Here is a 22,188-nt window from a genome sequence, read left to right on the forward strand (position 1 = left end):
CGGGCCGCTGCGGGAAGCGCAGCAGCTCGCAACGATGAGGGTTACATGGGGCCAAAGAACGTGCTGTCAACGCGCGCCTTTGCACTGCCGTCGTCGGCCTCGATCACGAAGACCAGCGCGTGGCGGCCGCGCAGGGTGGCGGGCGCGCCCACCTCGACCGCCTGCGACACCACTTCGCCGGCCGGCACGCGCACGTCCAGCGGCGCATCCTTGAGCACCAGCGAGGCGTCGTCGGCCGATTCGATCCGCACCCGGTAGCTGCGGTCGGCGTCGGTCTTGTTGACCAGCTTCAGGGTGTAGCCGTTGGCGGTGCGGTCGCCCTGCTGCTGGTACAGCGCATTGCGGTCGCGCAGCACGTCGGCGATCAGCGGGCTGCGGTTGAACACGCCCCAGGTCCAGGCCCCGACCAGCGCAGTGAGCAGGAAGCCATAGACGAAGATGCGTGGGCGCAGCACCCGGCCGGAATTACCGTCCAGCGCGTGTTGGGTGGTGTAGCGGATCAGACCGTGCGGCATCCCCATCTTGTCCATGACGTCGTCGCAGGCGTCGATGCAGGCGCCGCATGCGATGCACTCGTACTGCAGGCCGTTGCGGATGTCGATGCCGACCGGGCAGACCTGCACGCACATGGTGCAGTCGATGCAGTCGCCCAGCTCCTCGGTCTGGAACTTCGGCAGCGGCGCGGCATCGGTGCCGTCCAGCATCACCGTGCCGGCGGCCTGCAGCCGCGACGCAGCGGCGCTGGGATGCTTGCTGGCGCGGAACACATAGTCGTAGGCGGTGCGCAGGTCGAGCAGGCCGCGCGCGCGTTCGAGCACGCTGGCCAGGCCCTTCTTGCGCGGGCCGCGCGGCTCGCCGCGCATCGGGTCGTAGGCGATGATCAGGGTGTCGCGGTCGAACATCGCGCTCTGGAAGCGCGCGTACGGGCACATGTACTTGCACACCTGCTCGCGCAGGATGCCGGCGTTGCCCCAGGTGGCCAGCGAGTAGAACAGCACCCAGAACAACTCCCAGCCATTCCAGTCGAACGGCAGCAGGCGCGCACCGAGGCTTGCGATGGGGGTGAAGAAGCCGACGAAGGTGAACCCGGTCCACAGCGCGAACAGCAGCCACAGCAGGTGCTTGCCGCCCTTGCGCAGGATCTTTTCCCGATTCCACGGGCCGGCATCCAGCTTCATCCGCTTGGCGCGGTCGCCTTCGGTCCAGCGTTCCATCCACAGGAAGCACTCGGTCCACACCGTCTGCGGGCAGGCGTAGCCGCACCACAGGCGGCCGGCCAGCGCGGTGGTGAAGAACAGGGTGAAGGCCAGGATCATCAGCAGCAGCGCCAGCAGGCTGAAGTCCTGCGGCCAGAAGGTCAGTCCGAACACGTGGAACTTGCGCGCCGGCAGGTCGAACAGCACCGCCTGGCGGCCGTCCCAGTTCAACCACGGGAACAGGTAGTACATCCCGAGCAGCCAGAACACCGCCAACTTGCGCAGGCGGTCGAAGCGCCCGGAAACGTCGCGCGGATAGACCTTCCGCTCGCTCACATAGACGGAATCGCCGCCGGAATCCAGCAGGTCGATGTCGATGCGTTTGCTCACTGCCTGTTACCTGGTGCTGGGTCCGTTGAAGCGGCTGGAAGGCCGCAGCAGGATCCAGGTGAAAAGGCTGGACGACGCCGTCGCCAGCCAGAAGGTGAAGAAGCCGATGCTGTAGCCCAGCCCGCGGGTGATCGCCAGGCCCGGGAAGGTCAAGTCACGCAGTTCCAGCGGATCGATGAAGGCGAAGAACACCATCGTCGCCACCCCGGCTGCGAAGAAGCTGGGCCACAGGATGGCCCCGATCCGCTGCGCCATCGGGCGCGGCGGATGGTCGAAATCCGGGGTGGTGAACGAGGTCATTGCTGGGTCTGGGCGCCGGGTTTGGCCTGGTGGGAGAGCGACCAGACATAGGCCGCGACCAGGCGTGAACGGGTATCGCCCAGTATTTTACCCCACGCCGGCATCACCCCATGGCGACCGTCGCCGATGGTGACCCGCAGCGCTTCGCGGCCGTCGCCGTACAGCCAGTAACCGTCGGTCAGGTCCGGCGCGCCGACCTTCGCATCGCCCTTGCCGTCCTTGCCGTGGCAGGCCACGCAGACGCCCTCGTACAGGGTCTTGCCACGCGCCGCGGCGTAATCGTTGCGGTTGCCGCCGGCCGGCTCGCCCAGCTGGTGCACGTAGGCGATCACGTAGTCCACCGCATCCGGGCCGCCCATGCCCTGCAGCACCTTGCCCCACGGCGGCATCACGCCTTCGCGGCCTTGCACCACCGTGTGCAGGATCTGCTCGGGCGCACCGCCCCAGTGCCAGATGTCGTCGGTCAGGTCGGGATAACCCACCGCGCCCTTCGCCGACGAGCCGTGGCAGGTTGCGCAGGTGTTGGCGAAGATCGACTTGCCCAGCTTGAGCGCCTGCGGGTCGCGCGCCAGCGCATCGATCGCCAGGCCCTTGTAGGGAGCGAAGGTCTGTTCCAGCCGCGCGTTGGCAACCGCTGCCTGGCGGTCATGTTCGCCCTGCGAACTCCACTTGCTGAAACCCTGGTAAGTGCCGAAGCCGCCGTACCAGAACAGGTAGCCGAAGGCGAACACGATGGCGATGTAGAAGCCGTTGATCCACCAGCGCGGCATCGGCTTGTTGTATTCGGTGATGTCACCGTCCCAGTAGTGGCTGGTGTCTTCCGGCTTGGGATCGCCGGGACGGCGCTTGGCCGTCCACCACAGCAGCCAGGTGACGCCCAGCAGGTTGAACAGCACCAGGATGATGACGTACCAGTTCCATGCGGTGGTCATGCCTTCGTCCTCCCGTTGTCGCCGGCCAGGGCTTCGCCCGCCGGCACGCCGTCATCCACCGCCAGTCGCGCGGTGGCGTCGAAGCCGCTGCGCAGGCGCGGCTGCCAGGCCCAGACCCACAGGCCGACGAACAACAGCAGCAGCAGCGTTGTCACGATTCCGGAAATCATCTGCTCAGTTCCCCCGCGGCGCGTGCTTGCCGAGGCCCTGCAAATAGGCCACCAGCGCATCCAGTTCGGTCTTGCCGTCGACGGCGGCCGGCGCGGCCGCGATCTCGGCGTCGGTGTAGGGATCGCCCAGGCGCTTGAGCGCGCGCATGTGCGACTGCACGGTGACGCCGTCCAGGGTGTTCTTCTGCAGCCACGGGAACGACGGCATGTTCGATTCCGGAACCACGTCGCGCGGATTGATCAGGTGCACCCGGTGCCAGTCGTCGGAGTAGCGGCCGCCGACGCGGGCCAGGTCCGGACCGGTGCGCTTGGAACCCCACTGGAACGGACGGTCGTAGACCGATTCGCCGGCCAGCGAATAGTGGCCGTAGCGCTCGGTTTCGAAGCGCAGCGTGCGCACCATCTGCGAGTGGCAGTTGTAGCAGCCTTCGCGGACATAGACGTCGCGCCCGGCCAGCTCCAGCGCCGGGTACGGCTTGACCCCCGGCAGCGGCTTGATCGCCTCGGCCTGGAACATCAGCGGGACGATCTCGGCCAGGCCACCGAGGGAGACGGCGACGGCCACCAGCACGGCCAGCAGGCCGATGTTCTTCTCGAGTTTCTCGTGTGCGATTGCCATGTCTTGTCCTCAGCCCTGCGCTTCGGCGACGTCGGGTGCCATGACCGGATGTTCGGCAACGCCGGACGCCATCTTCCAGGTCTTCCACATGTGCCAGCCCATCAGGCACATGCCGGACAGGATCAACAGGCCGCCCAGCAGGCGTCCCAGGTAGTAGGGATAGGTGGCGACCAGCGACTCCACGAAGCTGTAGGTCAGCGTGCCGTCGGCGTTGGTGGCGCGCCACATCAGGCCCTGGGTGATGCCGGCGATCCACATCGAGACGATGTAGAACACCACGCCGATGGTGTGCATCCAGAAATGCGTGTCGATCAGCTTGGTCGAGTACATCCCCGGCAGGCCCAGCAGGCGCGGATACAGCGCGTACAGCGAGCCGATCGAAATCATCGCCACCCAGCCCAGAGTGCCGGCGTGCACGTGGCCGACGGTCCAGTCGGTGTAGTGCGACAGCGAGTTGACCGTCTTGATCGACAGCAGCGGGCCTTCGAAGGTGGCGATCATGTAGAAGCTGATCGCCACGATCAGGAACTTGAGGATCGGGTCGGTGCGCAGCTTGTGCCACACGCCCGAGAGCGTGAGGATGCCGTTCATCGCGCCGCCCCACGACGGTGCCAGCAGGATCACCGAGAACACCATGCCCACCGACTGCGCCCAGTCCGGCAGCGCGGTGTAGTGCAGGTGGTGGGGGCCGGCCCACATGTAGATCGAGATCAGTGCCCAGAAGTGCACGATCGACAGGCGGTAGGAGTAGATCGGGCGCTGCGCCTGCTTGGGCACGAAGTAGTACATCATCGCCAGGTAGCCGACGGTGAGCAGGAACGCCACGCCGTTGTGGCCGTACCACCACTGCGCCATCGCATCGACCGCGCCGCTGTAGACAGAGTACGACTTCCACAGCCCGGCCGGCATCACCAGGTTGTTGACGATGTGCAGCAGCGCCACCGCGATCACGTAGGCGCCGTAGAACCAGTTGGCGACGTAGATGTGCTTGACCCGGCGCTTGACGATGGTGCCGAAGAACAGCCAGCCGTAGGCCACCCAGACGATCGCGATCAGCAGGTCCAGCGGCCACTCCAGCTCGGCGTATTCCTTGCTCTGGGTGATGCCCAGCGGCAGGGTGATGACCGCGCCCAGCATCGCCGCCTGCCAGCCCCAGAACACGAAGCTGGCCAGCTTGTCGGAAATCAGCCGCACGTGGCAGGTGCGCTGCACCACGTACAGCGAGGTGGCGAACAGCACCGAACCGCCGAACGCGAAGATCATGCCGTTGGTGTGCAGCGGCCGCAGCCGGCTGTAGGTCAGCCACGGGATGTCGAAATTGAGGGCGGGCCAGTACAGCTGCGCGGCGCAGAGGACGCCGACGGCCATGCCGACGATGCCCCAGAACACGGTTGCGACCGCGAACTGGTGCACCACCTTGTCGTTGTAGGTGCCGGTGATGGCTTGCATGCGGGTCTCCGGAGTGAACATGAACATGCTAGTCAGGCCTCGAAGATCGGGGCTTGACGTGGGTCAAATTGATGGGGTCTATCGCAGTCGTGGCGGGCGGTGTAAGCCGGGCAACTGGTGGCGGGATCAGCGATAATTGTAGCCCTAGCCTTCCCGATTTGCAGGCATTCGCAAAGTCATGAGCGACCCGATCCCGCTGAATCTGGCACGACTGCGGCGCACCTGCGCGGAGTGCTCGTTGCAGATGCTGTGCCTGCCCGCGGGTGTCGACGCGGAAGATCTCGGCAGGCTGGACACGGTGGTGCAGCGGCGCAAGCCGCTGGCCAAGGGCGAAAGCCTGTATCGCACCGGCGATCCGTTGCGGGCGGTGTTCGTGGCCAGCGAAGGCAGCTTCAAGACGGTGGTGGTGAACCCGGCCGGCGAAGAGCACGTACTGGGCTTCCACCTGCCGGGCGAGCTGTTCGGGCTGGATGCCATCGGCAGTGGCCAGCACCGCTGCGAAGCGGTGGCGCTGAGCGATTCGCGGGTGTGCGAGCTGCCGTTCTCGCAGCTGGCGACCATCGCCGCCAAGCTGCCCAGCCTGCAGCAGCAGCTGCTGCGCGTGATCGGCCAAAGTGCGGATCGCGACCATGACCACGTCGACGTGCTGTCGCGGCGCCAGGCCAGCGAGCGCATCGCCCTGTTCCTGCACGGCCTGAGCGAGCGCTACCGGCGCATCGGCCGGCCCTGCGACGACTTCCAGCTGCCGATGAGCCGCGACGAGATCGCCCGCTACCTGGGGCTGGTGCTGGAAACCGTCAGCCGCGGTTTCAGCCGCCTGCACGAGGACGGGGTGATCGAAGTGCGCGGCCGGCGGGTGCGCATCGTCGACGAAACGGCGCTGTGCCTGGCCGCCAACGGCGGCAGCGATGGGGCGAGCCCGCAGTCGCGCAAACGCGACCGCGCCTGATCGATAGCGGCGGCGTCTCCGCGCCGGGCTTGCCGGCCGACGGGGGTTCCGCGAAGCTGCATGGATGATGGCGGACCTGGACATCCTTCGCGGCCTGGCAGTGGCGTTGGGCCTTGGCTTGCTGGTGGGCGTGGAGCGCGAGCGCCGGCGCGCCGACGACGGCCACGACGTGGCCGGGGTGCGCACGTTCGCGCTGATCGCGCTGGCCGGGGCGATCGCCGAGCGCATCGGCGGCATCGGCATCGCGCTGGGCGGCGCGTTCGTGGTGCTGGCGGCGCTGGCCGGCTACCGCGCCAGCCGCGGTCGCGATCCTGGTCTGACCACCGAAACCGCGATGCTGCTGGTGTTCCTGCTGGGCGTGCTGGCGATGCGCGAGCTGGTGCTGGCGGCGGGCCTGGGCGTGGCGGTGACCCTGCTGCTGGCGATGAAGACCCGCGCCCACCACTTCGTCCATCAGGTGCTGACCGACCAGGAGCTGCACGACGCGCTGCTGCTGGCCGCGGCGGCCACCGTGGTGCTGCCGCTGTTGCCGGATCGCGCCATCGATCCATGGGCGGTGCTCAATCCGCGCAAGCTGTGGCTGCTTGCGGTGATCGTGATGGCGATCAGCGCGCTGGGCCACATCGCCAAGCGGGCCTATGGCGCACGCACCGGGCTGATGCTGGCGGGCTTCGCCGGCGGCTTCGCGTCCAGTGCGGCCACCATCGCCAGCATGGGCGCACGCGCCCGGCGTGAACCGGCGCTGGCCAGCGCCTGCGCGGGCGCAGGGATGATTTCCAACATCAGCACGGTGGTACAGCTCGGCGTGGTGGTGGGGCTGATGTCACCGCCACTGCTGGCGCGGCTGTGGCCGGCGCTGCTGGCATCCGGGCTGGCGGTGACGGCCTTCGCGCTGGTTGCGGCGCGCGCCGCGCGCGACGTGCCGGCGGACCTGGAGGCGCCGGAAGGGCGCGCTTTCGAGCCCAGGCAGGCGCTGCTGTTCGTGGCGCTGCTGGCAACGGTGATGCTGGTCGCGGCGTGGTTGCAGGCGTGGCTGGGCGAGGTCGCGCTGGGGGCGGTGATGGCGGTGTCGGGCCTGGCCGATGCGCACGCCGCGGCCGCCTCGGCGGCGCAGTTGGTAGCCGCCGGACGCATCGAAGCCGACGTTGCGCTGACCGGGATTGCGCTGGGGCTGGCGACCAATTCGGCCACCAAATTTGGCCTGGCCTGGGCCAGCGGCGGGAGAGCTTACGCGCTGCGGCTGCTGCCCGGCATCGTCGCCATGCTGCTGGCCTTCATGCTGACGCTGCGGTTGAGCTGAAAAAGGCGCGGCCGAAGCCGCGCCCTGTGCCGTCTGTATTGCCAGTCCCGCTGCGCGGGACCGAGGTGGCTCAGCCGCCCACGGCCTTGCGCACCGCGGCAACGAAGTCCGGGTCCGGCTGGGTGCCGATCTTCTCGGTGCGGGCGAGGATTCGGCCGTTGGCATCCACCAGGATCAGCATGCTGCTGTGGTTGAACTCGCCGTCGGCCAGCTGGCGATAGCGGATGCCCAGCACCGCGGCCACCGAGCGCACGTCATCCGCCGGCGGTGCCGCCAGCGTCCAGCGGGCGAGATCCAGCTTGCGCTGGTCAACCACCTTCTTCAGTGCGGGCGGGGTATCGCGGGCCGGATCCATGCTGACCAGCAGCACACCCAGCCGCTTCTGCTGGTCCGGGCTGAGCTGGCGTTCGACCGCCTTGCCGGATTCGATGATCAACGGGCAGATGTACTGGCAGGAGGTGTAGAACATCGACACCAGCCTCGGTTTGCCACGCAGGGTGCGCCAGTCGCGCGTCTGGCCCTGGCTGTCGGTGAGTGGCAGCGGCAGCTGGTAGATCGAATCCCCCGGCAGCGGTGGCGCGGGCTGGGCGGCGCCGGCCAGACCGGCGAAGCCGAGCAGGAGGGTAGCGGCAATGCCGCGCAACAGATGTTTCATCGGGAGCAGTGTCATGGTGCGCTCCTGGCGCAACGGAATCCCATGTTGGCGGTGGCGTCGCGGCCTTCCAGCGAAGACAGCATCGCCACCCGCATCATCACCGCGTAATTCTCGCGGTCGTCCATCGACAGCGCGCCAGCGCCGCAGAACTTGCCCTTGTCGGGGTCGCCCTGGGTGCGGTTGTCGCTGTCGACCATCAGTGAGGAAGCGTCCTCGGTCCATTCCCAGACCAGTCCGTGCAGGTCGTGCACGCCGTAGGTGTTGGGTGCCTGCATGCCTACCCTGGGCAGGGCTTCCCGCGACGAGCGCGAGTACCAGCCGAGGATGCGTTCGCGCCAGGCGGGATCCTGGCGGGCATCGGTATGGGTTTCATCCGCCGCGGCGGCGTATTCCCATTCGTTCCAGGTCGGCAGGCGCGCGCCCAGCCAGCTGCAGTAGGCATCGGCCGCGAACCAGCTGACCCAGACCACCGGGCGGTCCGGCAGTGCGTTCGGGCCGAGCGTATCCGGCCCGGCCCAGTGCGAGAGGTAGCGCGCTTCGGCGAACACGCTGGACACCCGGTCGCGCCGCCACTCCGGGTGGCGCTTCAGGAAGGCCTGGAAGTCCGCGTTGGTCACCGGCTTGCGCATCAGCGCGAAAGGCTTGATGCGCACGCCGTTCTTGGCGTCCTCGTAGCGCAGTACCGACTTGAACTGGCCGCCCGGCAGCCCGGCATAGCGCCCTGCCACCACGCCGGCCGCGAGGCCGGCGAGGGGCAGGACGACGAGTCCCAGAACGAGCAGCGGGGCGGTCAGCCGCTTGCGCATGGCGTCAGTGGCCTTCCGAGGCGTTGGCGGGCTTGGCGGCGCGGGCAGCGGCGGCGTCGGCCTTGCTGACCTGACCACCCGGGTTGCCCCAGCTGTTCAGCACGTAGGTGGAGATGTTGGCCACCTCGTCGTCGGTCAGCTGGCTCATCGGCGGCATGTTGGAGTTGTAGTCCTTGCCGTTGACCTTCACCGGGCCGACCATGCCATGCAGGATGATCTCCGGCAGGCGCTTAGGATTGGCCTTGATGTAGTCCGAACCGGCCAGCGGCGGGAACACGCCTTCCATGCCCTTGCCATCGGCGCCGTGGCAGGTGGAGCAGGTGCCGGCGAACACCACCTTGCCGGCCGCGATCTGCTCTTCCTTGGTCAGGGTGCCGGCCTTGGCGGAGGCAGCGGCCACCGATACCGGGGCGCGGCTGGTGCCGGCGACCTGGTCACCCAGGTAGACCGCGTCCACTTCCTTGCCCGAGTAGATGTCCTTGCGCTCCTTGCCTTCGGCCTGGAGGATCGCCAGCGCGCCCTTGTTGAAGGCACGGAAGATGCTGTGGTCGACCAGCACGTAGCTGCCCGGCACTTCCATGTGGAACTCCATCATCGCCGCACCGCCGGCCGGGATCAGCGTGGTCTGCACGTTCTCCTGGAAGCGGGTGCCGCCTTCGTACCAGACCTTGTCGAAGATCTCGCCGATGACGTGGAAGCTGGACACCAGGTTGGGGCCGCCGTTGCCGACGTACAGGCGCACCTTCTCGCCGGTCTTGGCCTTGAGCGCCTTGTCGCCGGTCATCGAGCCTTCCATGCCGTTGAACAGCACGTAGGTCGGGTTCTCGTCGATGGCCTTCTCCATGTTGAAGCCCTGGTGGCCCTTCTCGCGGTACTTGCCGGTGGTGTAGAAGTCGCCCTGCATCACGTAGTACTCGCGGTCGACCTTCGGCAGGCCTTCCGGCGGCTCGACCAGGATCAGGCCGTACATGCCGTTGGCGATGTGCATGCCGACTGGCGCGGTGGCGCAGTGGTAGACGTACAGGCCGGCATTGAGCGCCTTGAAGCTGAAGCGGCTGACGTGGCCGGGCGCGGTGAAGCTGGCCGCGGCGCCGCCGCCGGGGCCGGTGACGCCGTGCAGGTCGATGTTGTGCGGCATCTTGCTGTCCGGCATGTTGCGCAGGTGGAATTCCACCGTGTCGCCCTGGCGCACGCGGATGAAGCTGCCGGGGACGGTGCCGCCGAAAGTCCAGAACGTGTAGCTCACGCCTTCGGAGATCTCCATGTCCTTCTCGACCACGTCGAGCGAGACGATCACCTTGGCGGGCGCGCTGCGGCCGGTTGCCGGCGGCACCAGCGGTGGCGAGGTCAGCACGGCCTGGATCGGCTCGCCTACCGGCGGACCGAAGTCGCCCTTGGCGGAACCGCCGGTTTCGTCCTGGTGGACGGCGCCGTTCGGGGCCGGGTTCGGCTGCTCGATGCGGCAGGCTGACAGGCCCAGGGTGGCCGCGACGGCCAAGGCCAGGGTGGCATACCGGACTGCGGGTTTCATCGTGTGTTTACCTTTCTGGAGTGATGTGTCGTTGTTGGCGGCAAGCATCGTTCGTCGGCGGGGTTTCTAATGTTGATCCAAATCAAAACCGCCGGGCGGCTGGCGGGCGGTCACGCCACCTCTTGACCTGCATCAACATGCGGCCCGTGTGAAGCGCAGAACCTTGCGCCATGCACCCTTTCCCGGCACCCGCATGACGAACCATACACGAGTGATTTGCATTCTTGTCATTGCGCTGACAGCGGGCTTCCCGCTGCATGCGTCGGAGCCTCCGAAAGCGGCGTTGGAGTGGGATTTGCGCCTGCGCCACGAGCAGGTGGGGGACGCAGGTTTCAGCCGCGATGCCAACGCCAGCACTGCGCGCCTGCGCACCGGTTTGAGGCTGGCCCCCGCGGCCGGCTGGACCGTGCTGCTGGAGGGCGAGGGCGTGGCCGGCGCCGGCAGCTACAACAGCGGCGCAAACGGCAAGGCGGCGTACCCGGCCGTGCTGGACCCGACCGGCGCCGAACTCAACCAGGCCTGGGTCAGCTGGCGGGGCGCGCAGGGCGGTATCACCGTCGGCCGGCAGCGCATCGCGCTGGACAACCAGCGCTGGGTGGGCGCGGTCGGCTGGCGGCAGAACGAGCAGAGCTTCGATGCGCTGGGTGCGCAGTGGAAGCCGCGCGCCGACCTGGCGCTGCAGTACTACTGGCTGGACCGCGTACACCGGGTCGCCGGCGACAAGGCGATCAACCGGCTGGCGCGCGAGCGCGACCTCGACAGCCATCTGCTCAACCTTGCGTGGAAGCGCGGCGCGCAGCAGCTGGTCGGTTATGCCTATCTGCACGACGACCGCGATGTGGCCGCTGCTTCCACCGCTACCTATGGCTTGCGCTGGAGCGGCGCCGCCGGCAACGGCGGGCAGGGCTTGGGCTGGACCGCGGAGTACGCCCGGCAGACCGACCATGCGCGCAACCCGGCCGATTTCGGCCTCGATTACTGGCTGCTGGAACCCAGCTGGAGCCGCGGCAAGACCACCCTGCGCGCCGGCTGGGAGCGGCTGGGCAGCAATGGCATGGTGGCGGTGCAGTCGCCGCTGGCCACCCTGCATGCGTTCAACGGTTGGGACGACCAGTTCGGCACCACCCCGGCAAAGGGGCTGGAAGATCGCTATCTGGGCGCCAGCGGCAAGTTCGGCAGCGGCCGCCTGGACGGCAAGCTGGGCTGGGCGCTGGCCTGGCACGACTATCGCGCCGACGTCGGCGGCCTGCGCTACGGCCGCGAGTGGAATGCTTCGCTGGGCTTTCCGCTGCCCGGCGGCCTGAGCGGGCTGGTCAAGCTGGCCGACTATCGCGCCGATGGGTTTTCGCGTGACAACCGCAAGCTGTGGCTGCAGGTGGAATGGCGCGGCACGCGGGCGCTGGCGCCATGAAAACATTGGACCTGCGCGCGCTGCCGGCGCCGGAACCGCTGCTGCAGGCACTGGCCGCGGCCGATGCGCTGCAGCCGGGGCAGGCGCTGGAGGTGTTGACCCCGCTGCTGCCGGCGCCGCTGCTGGAAGCGCTGGAATCGCGCGGCCTGCACTGGCGCGCCGAGCCGTGTGTGGATCACGGCACCTGGGTGGCGATCCTGCGCCCCGCTGCCTGATGTCGGTGCGATGACCAAGCTGGCGATGCAGCAGGCGCCGCCGCCGGCGACGCCGCGGCGGTTCCTGCTGTCGGCGTCGCTGTGGGGCGTGGTGGCCGGCATGCTGCTGGCGGTCGATGGCGGCACGGCATTCGCGTCGCGCTGGGGCGGCGCCACCCTGGCGCTGGTGCACGCATTGGCGCTGGGCGTGCTGGGCAATGCGATGTTCGGCAGCCTGCTGCAGTTCCTGCCGGTGGCGGCTGGTGCGCGCGTGCGCGGCGGGCGGCCCGCGGCATGGCTGCTGCACGCGCTGCTCAATGCCGGCGCGCTGCTGCTGGTGCTGGCGCTGCGCCAGCCCGCCCTGCTTTCGCCGCACTGGGGCGGCCTGCTGCTGGTGGCGGCGTTCGTCCTGCTGGTGGCGCTGGTGCTGCCGGGGCTGGCCGGTGCTGCAGGGCAGGTGCTGCTGCGCTGGGGGATTGGCTGCGCGCTTGCCGGCGGGCTGGTGGCGGCGCTGCTCGGGTTTTCGTTGGCACTGGCGGTTGCCGGCACATGGCGCTTGCCGTTGCTGCCGCTGACCGATGCGCACGCCGGCTGGGGCGTGCTGGGCTGGGTGCTGGCGCTGCTGGTGGCGGTGGCGCGGGTGGTGATGCCGATGTTCCAGGGCGTGGCCGCGGTGCCTGCGGGCTTGCAGGCGGGGTGGCAACTGGCGCTGTACGCGCTGCTGCTGGCGGCGCTGATCATGGCGCTGTGCGGCGAATCGGCGCCAGCGCTGCGGATGGGCGCGGGGCTGCTGGTGCTGGCCGTCGCCCTCGGCGGTCTGCTGGCGCAGTTGCGTGCCCCGAAGCTGCGGCGCGCGCCGCTGACGTATTTCTGGATGACGGGCTTCGCGGCGCTGGCCGCGGCCGCCTGCGCGCTGCTGGTTGGCGGTGAGGCTAACCTGCTGCTGGCCGGCGTGCTGGCCCTTGCGATCGGGCTGCCGCTGCTGATCACCGGCATGCAGCTGGAGATTTCTGCCTTCCTCGGTTGGATCGACCTACAGCGGCACTGCGGGCGCGGGGTGCGCCTGCCTGGCGTGCAGCTGCTGTTGCCGACGCGCGACAAGGTCATTGTGCTGGTGCTGCACTGGCTGTCCGCGCTGGCGCTGCTTGCCGCCACGGCGCATCCTGCGTTGGCGCGGTTGGCCGGCAGCGCGCTGCTGCTGGCGCATGCGGCAAGCTTCTTCGCGCTGTGCGGGGTCGACTGGCGCCGTACCCGCTTCATCCGCGGATTGAAGGAGCAGGGATGAGCAAACCGTTGCCGCTGGTGTATTCGTGTTCGGGCTGTTCCAGCGCGGCGCAGATGGCCAACCATCTGGCGCTGCAGTTGGATCGTGCCGGCGCGGCGGAGATGTCCTGCATCGCCGGTGTTGGCGGCGGCGTGGCCGGGCTGGTGCGCACCGCGCGCAGCAAGCGCCCGATCCTGGCGCTGGATGGCTGCGTGCTCAAATGCGTGTCGGCCTGCCTGGCCAATGCCGGGGTCGTGGCCGACACCCACCTGGTGCTGTCCGACTATGGGGTGAAGAAACGCAAACACGCCGACTTCGATGGCGAGCAGGCCGACGCGGTCTATCTGCAGCAGGTATTGCCGGCGGCGCATGCGCTGGCGGAGGGAAACGACGATGCGTGAACGGGCTCCGGGACTGACGCCAGTGCGGCTGGCCATCGACGGCGTGGACGACGGGCTGGTGCTGCTGCTGGCGGCGCGCGCGCGGCTGGCGCGGTTGGCCGGGCGGCTCAAGGCCGGCGCCGGCATGCAGGGCCGCGACGATGCGCGCGAGCAGCGCGTCCACCAGCGTGCGGAAACGCTGGCCGGCGTGCTGGGGGTGGCCCCGGCCACCGCCAGCGGGGTGCTGGCGCTGGCGATCGGCGACGCCTGCCGGGCGCAGGGGCTGCAATCTGATCTGGATCAAGGAGCGGCCCCCGGCGATGGCCGCATGATCGCGACCATCATGCACATCCATACCGATTCCGCGCCGGCCCCGGCGCATCCGCTGCTGCGGCTGGTGCCGCCGCCGCGCCGCATCGCGCCGCTGCTGCGGATACTGCCGCCGTCCACGCAGAAGCGCCTGCTGGAACGGGCGATGGCGAAGGTGCTGGCTGCGCCAATGGCCGATGGCACCCTCGACTTCATGGCCGGCCGTCGGCTGGGCATCGAGGTCAGCGACCTCGGCCTGCGCTGGGTGGTGGAACTGCAGGGCCAGCAGCTGGTGGTGGTGGATGCACCCGCCGAAGCCACCGTGCGCGGCACCGCCACCGACCTGCTGCTGCTGGCCGGCCGGCTGGAGGACGCCGACACCCTGTTCTTCCAGCGCCGGCTGGTGCTGACCGGCGACGTCGAGCTGGGCCTGACCGCGCGCAACATGCTGGACCGGCTGCCGTGGGAAACGGTGCCGCTGGGGCTGCGCATCGCCCTCAACCGTGGCGCCCGCTTCGCCCGCGCCGCCCGCGGCGCCTATCGCGCGAAAGCCTGAGCGCCGCCCTGTTCCCGTCGCCCGTGCGGCCGTCGCGCGGGTGTTGCCCGTCCCCGATCCGAAGAGCACATGAACGCATCCGTCGCGCCGTCCTGGCATCCCGCACTCGAAGCGCGCCACGCGCCGCTGGTCGAGAAGCTTGAACGCCTGATCCCGTGCATGGAGGTGCCGCTGCACCTGCCGTGGATCGACGCCATCCTTGAACTCAAGCGCCAGCGCGGCGCGGTGATCATGGCGCACAGCTACCAGTCGCCGGAAATCTTCCACGGCGTGGCCGACATCACCGGCGATTCGCTGGCGCTGGCGCAGGCCGCGGCTGGCTGCGACAGCGACCTGATCGTGTTGTGCGGCGTCCACTTCATGGCCGAGAGCGCCAAGATCCTGGCCCCGGACAAGACCGTGCTGATCCCGGACCTGGAAGCCGGCTGTTCGCTGGCCGCCTCGATCACCGCCGCCGACGTGCGCGCGCTGCGTGCGCAGCATCCGGGCACGCCGGTGGTCAGCTACGTCAACACCAGCGCAGCGGTGAAGGCCGAGTCCGACGCCTGCTGCACCTCCGCCAACGCGGTGCAGGTGGTGGAGGCCATCGCCGCCGAGTTCGGCGTGGACAAGGTGATCTTCCTGCCCGACCGCTATCTCGGTTCGTGGGTGGCGCAGCAGACCGGCATCGAGCTGGTGCTGTGGAACGGCGTGTGCGAGGTGCACGAGAAGTTCACCGCGATGGAAGCGCGCCACACCCGCGAGCGTTTCGACGCCAAGATCGTGGCGCATCCGGAATGCGCGCCGGAAGTGCTGGCCGAGGCCGATTTCGTCGGCTCCACCAGCGCCATGGGCAAGTGGCTGGAAAAGGAAAAGCCGACGCGGGTGGCGATGATCACCGAGTGCTCGATGGCCGACAACCTGCGCAACCAGTTCCCGCAGGTGGAGTTCATCAAGCCCTGCAACCTGTGCCCGCACATGAAGCGGATCACCCTGCCCAACATCCACGCCTGCCTGCGCGACCTCAAGCACGAGGTGACCGTGCCCGACGACGTGGCCGTCGCCGCGCGGCTCGCGCTGGCACGGATGCTGGCGGTGGGGCGTCGCGACCGGGTGTGAGCGCGCCCGCGCCCATCATCATCGTCGGCGGCGGCATCGCCGGGCTGTCGGCGGCGCTGGCTGCCGCGCCGGCGCCGGTGCTGCTGCTGGCGCGCGCGTCCGGCACCCGCGGTGCCGCCAGTGCGCTGGCGCAGGGCGGGATCGCGGCAGCCATCGACCCCGGCGACAGCCCGCAGACGCACGCACGCGACACCTGCGTGGCCGGCAGCTTCCACAACGATCCGGCCATCGTCGACCTGCTGACCATCAATGCCGGCGATGCGGTGGGCTGGCTGCAGGACATCGGCGTGGCCTTCGATCGCGAACCTGATGGCCGCCTGCAGTTCTGTCGCGAAGGCGGCCACGACCGCGCGCGCATCGTCCATGCAGGCGGCGATGCCACCGGCGCGAAGGTGATGGAGGCGCTGGTCGCCGCCGCGCGCGCGGCAACGCACATCGAGCGCCGTGTCGGGGTGGACGTCGATGGGCTGGTGCTGCGCGATGAGCAGGTTTGCGGCGTCTGCGTCACCCATGCCGACGGCGGCCGCGAAGCGCTGCACGGGCGCGCGGTGGTGCTGGCAACCGGCGGCATCGGCGGGCTGTTCGCGCAGACCAGCAACCCTGCCGACGCCGACGGCAACGGGCTGGCGCTGGCGCTGGCCGCAGGCGCTGCCGCACGCGATCTCGAGTTCGTGCAGTTCCATCCCACCGCGCTGGCGCTGCCGGGCCTGCACAGCCTGCCGTTGGTGACCGAAGCATTGCGCGGCGCTGGCGCGCGCCTGCTGGGTACCGATGGCGCTTCGCTGATGGACGGCGTGCATCCGCTGGCCGACCTGGCCCCGCGCGACATCGTGGCGCGGCGGGTCTGGCAGGCCTGCCGTGATGGTGGCGCGTGGCTCGATGCGCACAAGGTCGGCGCCGCGTTCCCGCAGCGCTTCCCCACCGTGTTCCAGGCCTGCATGGACCACGGCATCGACCCGCGCGTGCAGCCGATCCCGGTGACCCCGGCCGCGCATTTCCACATGGGCGGCATTGCGGTGGACGCCGATGGGCGCAGCTCGCTGCCGGGCCTGCATGCGGTGGGCGAAGTGGCCTGCAACGGCGTGCACGGTGCCAACCGGTTGGCCAGCAATTCGCTGCTGGAGGGCGTGGTGTTCGGCCGCCGCTTGGGCGCGCTGCTGCGCCCGTTGGCCGATGGCGGGCAGCCGCGCGGCAGTTTCCGGATGGTGCGGCGCAAGCCGTCGCTGGACGCCGCGCAGCTGGACTACCTGCGTGCGCTGATGATGCAGGCGATGGGGCCGCTGCGCAGCGGCGCGACCTTGCAGGCGGCGCTGCAGGACTGCACGGAGCTGGCCGGATCCGGCTGGCAGGGCGAACTGGCGCAGCGGATGCTGGGCGAGGCGCTGCGGCGAACTGCAAGTCTGGGCGCGCATTACCGCAGCGATGCGCCGCCGGTAAGCTGATCCCGCCGTGAAAGCGGGCACGTCCCTGTGCCCCCCGAAACTCGTCGCGGCTCAGGCCGCGGGCATCCGCATGCCCGGCTCGCCGTGCCAGTAGCCGTTGCGCTCGCCGATCCGCACCGGCGCTTCGCTGGCGCTGCGGGCGGCGTCGAAGTGACGCACGATTGCTTCCATGCCTTCGGCCTGCGGATACAGGCGCAGGATGTCCACGCCCAGTGCGCGCAGTTCCGGCAGTTCCGGGCCGAGGTCGGTGATTTCCTCGCCCTGCACCGAGATGCCGTTGATGCGCAGGAACGGGCGGCCTTCGCGGGTGGCCAGCGGCATGCCATCGGGGTAGTCGATGCAGCGGAAGCCGCACTGGTCCTTCGGGACGTCGAGCGCGCGCGCGGTGAAGCAGCGCGCCGAGAACGACAGCGGCAGCCGGCCCCAGGCGATCACTTCCAGTTCCGGCATGCTGCCGCCGTCGGCCAGCACGCCGTCCTTCAGTTCGCCAATCAACGTGCGCCCCTGTTCGACGCCCGGCACCCAGCGGCGCAGGCCGTCTTCGCCCAGCATCGCCAATGCGCGGTGGTTGTAGACGTTCAGCGTCGGCCCGGCCACGAACGGCCGGCCCTTTTCCTTGCACAGTTGCACCGCTGACAGGTCGTTGGCCTCGATCCAGAAGCCGCCGTGGGAAATCTGCCGGTCCAGCACGCTGAGTTCGGATTCGGCTTCGATCAGCGCCAGCGTCGACAGCACGATCTGCTTGCCGGAAGCGGCCAGCTCCTCGGCCAGCGTCAGCCAGTCGGCGGTGCGCAGCTCGCGACGCTTGCTGCACACGGTTTCGCCCAGGTAGACGATGTCGACCGGCCAGTCGATGGCCTCGCGGTAGAACGCCAGCGTGCGCTCGCGCGGCCAGAAATACTGCAGCGGGCCAAGGCTCAGTTTCATCGGGGTTCCTTCAGTGCCAGGCGCGGTGGTACGGGCCCAGCGTAGTCTGGTGGCCTTCGGCGTGGCGCGACAGCTCCGCCTGCCATTCCGGCTTGAGTTGCCAGTGCGCTTCATCGGCGATGACCTGGTCGATCGCCCTGCGCCAGGTGCGGGTGACCGAGCTGACGTAGGCCACGCCGCGCTGGCGGCCCTCGATCTTCAGCGCGACCACGCCGATCTGCTTGAGGCGCGGCAGCAGCTCCATCGTGTTGAGGCTGGTCGGTTCTTCCAGCGCGTGGAAGACTTCGTTGCCGACTTCGAAACGGCCCTTGCACACGGTGGGATACCCGGCCGGCTCCTCGGGCTTGAATTCGTCGATCAGCACGTCGTTGAGGCGTACGCTGCGGCTGCCGTCGTCCTGTTCGTCCCAGCGCACGAACTTGGCCGGCGAGCACACGCCGTGGCGGTTGGGCGATGCGCCGGTGACGTAGCTGGACAGCTGGCAGCGGCCTTCCACCATGATGCACAGGCTGCCGAAGGCGAAGACTTCCAACGCCACCGGCGACTTCTCGCACAGCCGCTCCACCTGCTGCAGCGACAGCACCCGCGGCAGCACCGCGCGGGAAATGCCGAAGCGCTCGAACGCATAGCGCAGCGCCGGCGCGGTGGTGGCGCTGCCCTGTACGGAAAGATGGCGTGGCAGGTTGGGGTGGGTGCGCGCGGCATAGTCCAGCACCGCCATTTCGGCGGCGATGATGGCATCGCAGCCCAGCCCGGCGGCCTTGTCCACCGCCGCGTGCCAGTCGCGCAGGCGCGCGCTGTCGGGATAGGTGTTCAGCGCCAGGTAGACCTTGGCGTTCCTGGAATGCGCGTAGCGGATACCGGCGCGCAGTTCGTCGTCGCTGAAGTTCAACCCCGGGAAGGCGCGCGCGTTGGTCTGGTCGCGGAAGCCGGCGTAGACCGCGTTGGCGCCGGCATCCACCGCCGCCTGCAGGGCCGGCAGGTTGCCGGCGGGACACACCAATTGCATGGGAAGCTCCCACTGGGGAAGCGTGAATGGTCTTGCGTGGGGCCGGGGGCGTCATTGATTTGCGTCAATCGGGTTGGCCGCCGCTGAACGAAACCAGAATCCGGCCCGGCCTTAAGGCGCCCATAAGCCGGCGGCGGTGGAATGCGTCCGTGGGCAAGCCGCCCACTTCTTGAGAGAGACGACATGAAGGCCCCCCTGCTCAGCGTCATCACCCTGGCCACCGTGGCCGCCGCGTTGTTCGCGCCGGCTGCCATCGCCGGTCCCAAATGCACCGACGCACCGCGCAGCAAGTGGCTGCCGGAGAAAACCATGCAGGACCGGATCACCAGCGCCGGCTACGTCATCGACAAATTCAAGGTGTCTGGCAGCTGCTACGAGATCTACGGCAAGGACAAGGCCGGCAACCGGGTGGAGATCTACTACGACCCCACCAACGGCAAGGTGGTCAAGGAAAGCATCGACGACTGACGGAGATTCGTGATGAACACCATCCTGCGGCATGCGAGCAATGAGCCGGCGGCGACGCCGGCTCCGACGGTCAAGGTCTGGGATCCGCTGGTGCGGCTGTTCCACTGGTCGCTGGCGGCGTGCATCCTCGGCGCGTTCCTTGTGGAGGAGGGCGATACCGCCCACCGCTGGTTGGGTTACACCGCGCTCGGGCTGATCGGATTCCGGGTGCTGTGGGGGTTGCTGGGTTCGCGACATGCACGCTTCGGAGACTGGGTGCGCGGGCCGCGGTCGGTGGCCACCTATCTGCGGTAGCGGCTTGCTGGCCGCTCGCAGCGCAGGCTGGGACACAATCCGGCGGCGGCGGTGATGATCCTGCTGTTGATGGCCTGGGTAGCCGCGGTGGGCGTTACCGGCTGGATGCAGACGCTGGATGCCTATTGGGGCGTCGAATGGCTGGAGGAACTGCACGAAGCCCTGGCCTACGGTCTGCTTGCGCTGGTCGGCGTGCACGTGCTGGCGGCCATCGTAGAGAGTTGGCACTACCGCGAGAACCTGATCGCCGCGATGGTGCATGGCCGCAAGCGCGCGCTCGACAATGCGCCTGATTGAGGGCGCGCCGATCGCCCTTCGCCCACCCGATGCGGTGGGCGAAGGCATGCCGGCGGTTTGCTCCAGATCAAGGCTGCCCGTTCCGGGCCGGCCTAAGGTGCGCCCATGCGCCTGCTCCTAGCCGAAGACGACCGCGCGCTGGGCCGCGCTCTGGCCGATGGCCTGCGTCACGTCGGTCACGCCGTGGACTGGGTGGAGGACGGTCTGCACGCGTTGCATGCCTTCGACGGCACGCCCTACGCCGCGGCCATCCTCGACTGGAACCTGCCGCGCATGACCGGCGTCGAGGTCGTGCGCACCCTGCGTCGTCGCGGCGATGCCACCCCGGTACTGCTGCTGACCGCGCGCGACGCCCTGGACGACCGGGTCTTCGGCCTGGACTGCGGCGCCGACGATTACGTGGTGAAGCCGGTGCATCTCGATGAGCTGGCTGCGCGCGTGCGCGCGCTGCTGCGGCGTTCCACCGGCGATGCCGCCCCCGTGCAGCGCGTGGGCGCGCTGGAGCTGGATCCGGCCAACCGCAGCGCGCGCCTCGCTGGCGGCCCATTGGAACTGTCACCGCGCGAATACGCCCTGCTCGAATCGCTGGCCGCGCATCCCGGGCGGGCGCTGTCGCGCGCCCAGCGGGAGGAGGCCGTGTACGGCTGGGGCGAGGAGGTGGCGAGCAATGCCATCGAAGTGCACGTGCACCATCTGCGCCGCAAGCTGGGGTCGGGCTGGGTGCGCACGTTGCGCGGCGTCGGCTATGCGTTGTTTCCGCCGGCGACCCCGTCGGTGGCGGAGGACGAGGGGGCTCCGCCATGAGGCGTCCCTCGCTGCAGCGCCGCCTGCTGTGGTTCGTCGGCCTGCCGGTGGTCGCGTTGTGGATTGGCGCAGGGCTGTGGCTGGCGCAGGGCGCGCGGCACGAAACCGCGGAGATGTTCGATCGCGAACTGGAGCGCACCGGCGCGAGCGTGCTGGCGGTGATCGCTTCGGTGCCCGACGCGGCGCTGGCGGCGCGGGGCGATGGGGCAGCGATCGCGGTTGCCGAACACGAGGACGAAGGGCCGCGCCCCGAGATCGTGGTTCGCGACCGCAGCGGCCGGGTACTGCTCGACGCCTCCAGCCTGCCGCCGCTCGAGCTCGACGAGGCAACGGCACATTTCCACAGCATGGCCCACGCCGGCGAAACCTGGCGCGTCTACCAGCGCTGGGATGCGTCCGGCCGGCACTGGATCCAGGTCGCAGCGCCGTTGCACGATCGCGAGGAGCTGCTTTCGGCGCTGCTGCGCGGCACCTTGCTGCCGCTGCTGGCGCTGCTGCTGTTGCTGCCGCTGGCGACGTGGCTGGGCCTGCGCGGCGGACTGGCGCCGCTGCGATCGGTGTCCCGCGCCATCGATGCGCAACCTGCGCGCACGCCGACATTGACCCGCGCCGACGTTCCCGCCGAGCTGCTCCAGCTGACCCGGGCGGTCGATGCGCTGGTCGCCAAGCTGGATACCGCACTCGCGCGCGAGCGCCGGTTCACTGCCGACGCCGCGCACGAGCTGCGCCATCCGTTGTCGGTATTGCAGCTGGAGCTCGATCTTGCCGGCGAAACCGCCGATGCCGCGAGCCGCGCGCAGCATCTGCAGCGTGCGGGTGAGGGCCTGCAGCGCATGGAGCGGTTGGTCACCCAATTACTGACCCTGGCGCGGGTGGAGTCGCTGGAAGCGCTGCCCGATGCCGCCGCACTGCCGCTGGCGGCGCTGGTGCGCACCGCCGTGGCCGAAGCGGGCGAGCGCGCGATTCCGCGGGGCGTGGCTCTGTCGCTTGCCGCGGATGATGATGTCGTCGTGCTGGGCAGTGCGGGCCTGCTCGATATCGCCGTGCACAACCTGATCGACAACGCCATCGCCCACGGCCGCACACCGGGGTGCGTGGACATCGGCGTGCGCGCGGAAGGCGGGATGGCCGAAGTGAACATCGACGACAACGGCCCCGGCATGCCCGCTGACCAGGCCCGCCGGCTGGGCGAGCGCTTCCTGCGCAGCTCCGGCAGCGGCAGCGGGCTGGGGCTTTCGATCGTGCATGCCATCGCCTCGTTGCATGGCGGCGCGCTGGCCGCGGAGCGTTCGCCGCTGGGCGGCGCGCGCATTACGCTGCGGCTGCCGCTGCAGGCGCACCACCGTTGACTTGGGTCATGGCCCGCGCCATGGGGACATGACATTTTCGCAATGGGCAAGAGCGACACGCCCGAACACCACTGGAGGTTTGACAATGC

General features: G+C 69.2%; 23 protein-coding genes and 1 pseudogene. 13 read left to right on the plus strand and 11 right to left on the minus strand.

Going from position 1 to position 22,188, the window contains the following annotated elements:
* Positions 1–41 precede the first annotated feature (41 nt).
* From G582_RS0102740 to ccoN, 6 genes are read right to left on the minus strand one after another with little or no spacing between them, the layout of a single operon-like run.
* Entirely contained in the window at positions 42–1,586 is a 1,545-nt protein-coding gene (locus tag G582_RS0102740; protein ID WP_028838524.1) for a 4Fe-4S dicluster domain-containing protein, read from the minus strand.
* Between the two features lie 6 nt (positions 1,587–1,592).
* Positions 1,593–1,886, minus strand: a complete 294-nt coding sequence (locus G582_RS0102745; RefSeq protein WP_038052538.1) for a hypothetical protein — start codon at positions 1,884–1,886, stop codon at positions 1,593–1,595.
* The gene (gene ccoP, locus G582_RS0102750) at positions 1,883–2,818 is read right to left on the minus strand and encodes a cytochrome-c oxidase, cbb3-type subunit III (RefSeq protein ID WP_028838526.1); all 936 of its coding nucleotides are present in this window, start codon (positions 2,816–2,818) and stop codon (positions 1,883–1,885) included. The genes G582_RS0102745 and ccoP overlap by 4 nt, the downstream gene beginning before the upstream one ends.
* On the minus strand, positions 2,815–2,988 hold the full coding sequence (locus G582_RS17425) for a CcoQ/FixQ family Cbb3-type cytochrome c oxidase assembly chaperone (protein ID WP_083960914.1): 174 nt from the start codon (positions 2,986–2,988) through the stop codon (positions 2,815–2,817). The genes ccoP and G582_RS17425 overlap by 4 nt, the downstream gene beginning before the upstream one ends.
* A gap of 4 nt (positions 2,989–2,992) precedes the next feature.
* Positions 2,993–3,607, minus strand: a complete 615-nt coding sequence (gene ccoO / locus G582_RS0102760) for a cytochrome-c oxidase, cbb3-type subunit II (protein WP_028838527.1) — start codon at positions 3,605–3,607, stop codon at positions 2,993–2,995.
* Between the two features lie 9 nt (positions 3,608–3,616).
* Entirely contained in the window at positions 3,617–5,056 is a 1,440-nt protein-coding gene (gene ccoN / locus G582_RS0102765) for a cytochrome-c oxidase, cbb3-type subunit I (RefSeq protein ID WP_028838528.1), read from the minus strand.
* A gap of 178 nt (positions 5,057–5,234) precedes the next feature.
* Here ccoN and G582_RS15190 point away from each other — a divergent pair, with 178 nt between their 5' ends.
* Positions 5,235–6,005, plus strand: a complete 771-nt coding sequence (locus G582_RS15190; protein WP_038052542.1) for a helix-turn-helix domain-containing protein — start codon at positions 5,235–5,237, stop codon at positions 6,003–6,005.
* 64 nt (positions 6,006–6,069) lie between these two features.
* A complete protein-coding gene (locus G582_RS0102775; RefSeq protein ID WP_028838529.1) occupies positions 6,070–7,305 on the plus strand; it encodes an MgtC/SapB family protein in 1,236 nt (411 codons plus the stop codon).
* 70 nt (positions 7,306–7,375) lie between these two features.
* Here the strand turns inward: G582_RS0102775 and G582_RS0102780 are convergent, their stop codons facing one another.
* From G582_RS0102780 to nirK, 3 genes are read right to left on the minus strand one after another with little or no spacing between them, the layout of a single operon-like run.
* Entirely contained in the window at positions 7,376–7,975 is a 600-nt protein-coding gene (locus tag G582_RS0102780) for an SCO family protein (protein ID WP_248642646.1), read from the minus strand.
* Entirely contained in the window at positions 7,972–8,766 is a 795-nt protein-coding gene (locus tag G582_RS0102785; RefSeq protein ID WP_028838531.1) for a formylglycine-generating enzyme family protein, read from the minus strand. Before G582_RS0102785 ends, G582_RS0102780 begins: the two co-directional genes overlap by 4 nt.
* Before the next feature lie 4 nt (positions 8,767–8,770).
* Positions 8,771–10,297: a copper-containing nitrite reductase gene (gene nirK / locus G582_RS0102790; RefSeq protein ID WP_028838532.1), complete on the minus strand. Its 1,527-nt coding sequence runs from the start codon at positions 10,295–10,297 to the stop codon at positions 8,771–8,773.
* Positions 10,298–10,580: 283 nt separating this feature from the next.
* Here nirK and G582_RS0102795 point away from each other — a divergent pair, with 283 nt between their 5' ends.
* From G582_RS0102795 to G582_RS0102825, 7 genes are all read left to right on the plus strand, one after another.
* Entirely contained in the window at positions 10,581–11,708 is a 1,128-nt protein-coding gene (locus G582_RS0102795; protein WP_248642648.1) for an alginate export family protein, read from the plus strand.
* Positions 11,705–11,923: a DUF2249 domain-containing protein gene (locus tag G582_RS15195; protein ID WP_246037151.1), complete on the plus strand. Its 219-nt coding sequence runs from the start codon at positions 11,705–11,707 to the stop codon at positions 11,921–11,923. The genes G582_RS0102795 and G582_RS15195 overlap by 4 nt, the downstream gene beginning before the upstream one ends.
* Positions 11,924–11,933: 10 nt before the next feature.
* Entirely contained in the window at positions 11,934–13,187 is a 1,254-nt protein-coding gene (locus tag G582_RS0102805) for a hypothetical protein (protein WP_028838534.1), read from the plus strand.
* Positions 13,184–13,567: a putative zinc-binding protein gene (locus tag G582_RS0102810; protein WP_028838535.1), complete on the plus strand. Its 384-nt coding sequence runs from the start codon at positions 13,184–13,186 to the stop codon at positions 13,565–13,567. The genes G582_RS0102805 and G582_RS0102810 overlap by 4 nt, the downstream gene beginning before the upstream one ends.
* Positions 13,560–14,411 (plus strand): ubiquinone anaerobic biosynthesis accessory factor UbiT, encoded by an 852-nt coding sequence (gene ubiT, locus G582_RS17060; RefSeq protein ID WP_028838536.1) that lies wholly within the window; start codon positions 13,560–13,562, stop codon positions 14,409–14,411. The genes G582_RS0102810 and ubiT overlap by 8 nt, the downstream gene beginning before the upstream one ends.
* Positions 14,412–14,480: 69 nt before the next feature.
* Entirely contained in the window at positions 14,481–15,509 is a 1,029-nt protein-coding gene (gene nadA / locus G582_RS0102820) for a quinolinate synthase NadA (RefSeq protein WP_028838537.1), read from the plus strand.
* Entirely contained in the window at positions 15,506–16,951 is a 1,446-nt protein-coding gene (locus G582_RS0102825; RefSeq protein ID WP_028838538.1) for an L-aspartate oxidase, read from the plus strand. The genes nadA and G582_RS0102825 overlap by 4 nt, the downstream gene beginning before the upstream one ends.
* A 51-nt stretch (positions 16,952–17,002) precedes the next feature.
* Here the strand turns inward: G582_RS0102825 and G582_RS0102830 are convergent, their stop codons facing one another.
* Together G582_RS0102830 and ubiU are read right to left on the minus strand one after the other, a co-directional pair.
* Positions 17,003–17,878: a U32 family peptidase gene (locus G582_RS0102830; protein ID WP_028838539.1), complete on the minus strand. Its 876-nt coding sequence runs from the start codon at positions 17,876–17,878 to the stop codon at positions 17,003–17,005.
* 10 nt (positions 17,879–17,888) lie between these two features.
* Positions 17,889–18,887: a ubiquinone anaerobic biosynthesis protein UbiU gene (gene ubiU, locus G582_RS0102835; RefSeq protein ID WP_028838540.1), complete on the minus strand. Its 999-nt coding sequence runs from the start codon at positions 18,885–18,887 to the stop codon at positions 17,889–17,891.
* A gap of 183 nt (positions 18,888–19,070) precedes the next feature.
* Here ubiU and G582_RS0102840 point away from each other — a divergent pair, with 183 nt between their 5' ends.
* The 4 genes and pseudogenes from G582_RS0102840 (at position 19,071) to G582_RS0102855 (ending at position 22,099) form a co-directional block, all read left to right on the plus strand.
* Complete coding sequence (locus G582_RS0102840) at positions 19,071–19,355, plus strand: PepSY domain-containing protein (protein ID WP_028838541.1); 285 nt, start codon at positions 19,071–19,073, stop codon at positions 19,353–19,355.
* A gap of 12 nt (positions 19,356–19,367) precedes the next feature.
* Positions 19,368–19,946, plus strand: a pseudogene (locus G582_RS18605) (cytochrome b/b6 domain-containing protein).
* A 105-nt stretch (positions 19,947–20,051) separates the two neighbouring features.
* Positions 20,052–20,750: a response regulator transcription factor gene (locus G582_RS0102850; RefSeq protein ID WP_028838542.1), complete on the plus strand. Its 699-nt coding sequence runs from the start codon at positions 20,052–20,054 to the stop codon at positions 20,748–20,750.
* Complete coding sequence (locus G582_RS0102855) at positions 20,747–22,099, plus strand: sensor histidine kinase (protein ID WP_028838543.1); 1,353 nt, start codon at positions 20,747–20,749, stop codon at positions 22,097–22,099. The genes G582_RS0102850 and G582_RS0102855 overlap by 4 nt, the downstream gene beginning before the upstream one ends.
* The last annotated feature ends 89 nt before the right edge of the window (positions 22,100–22,188 follow it).

Origin of the sequence: Thermomonas fusca DSM 15424 (genome assembly GCF_000423885.1) — a bacterium.
Lineage (GTDB): Bacteria > Pseudomonadota > Gammaproteobacteria > Xanthomonadales > Xanthomonadaceae > Thermomonas > Thermomonas fusca.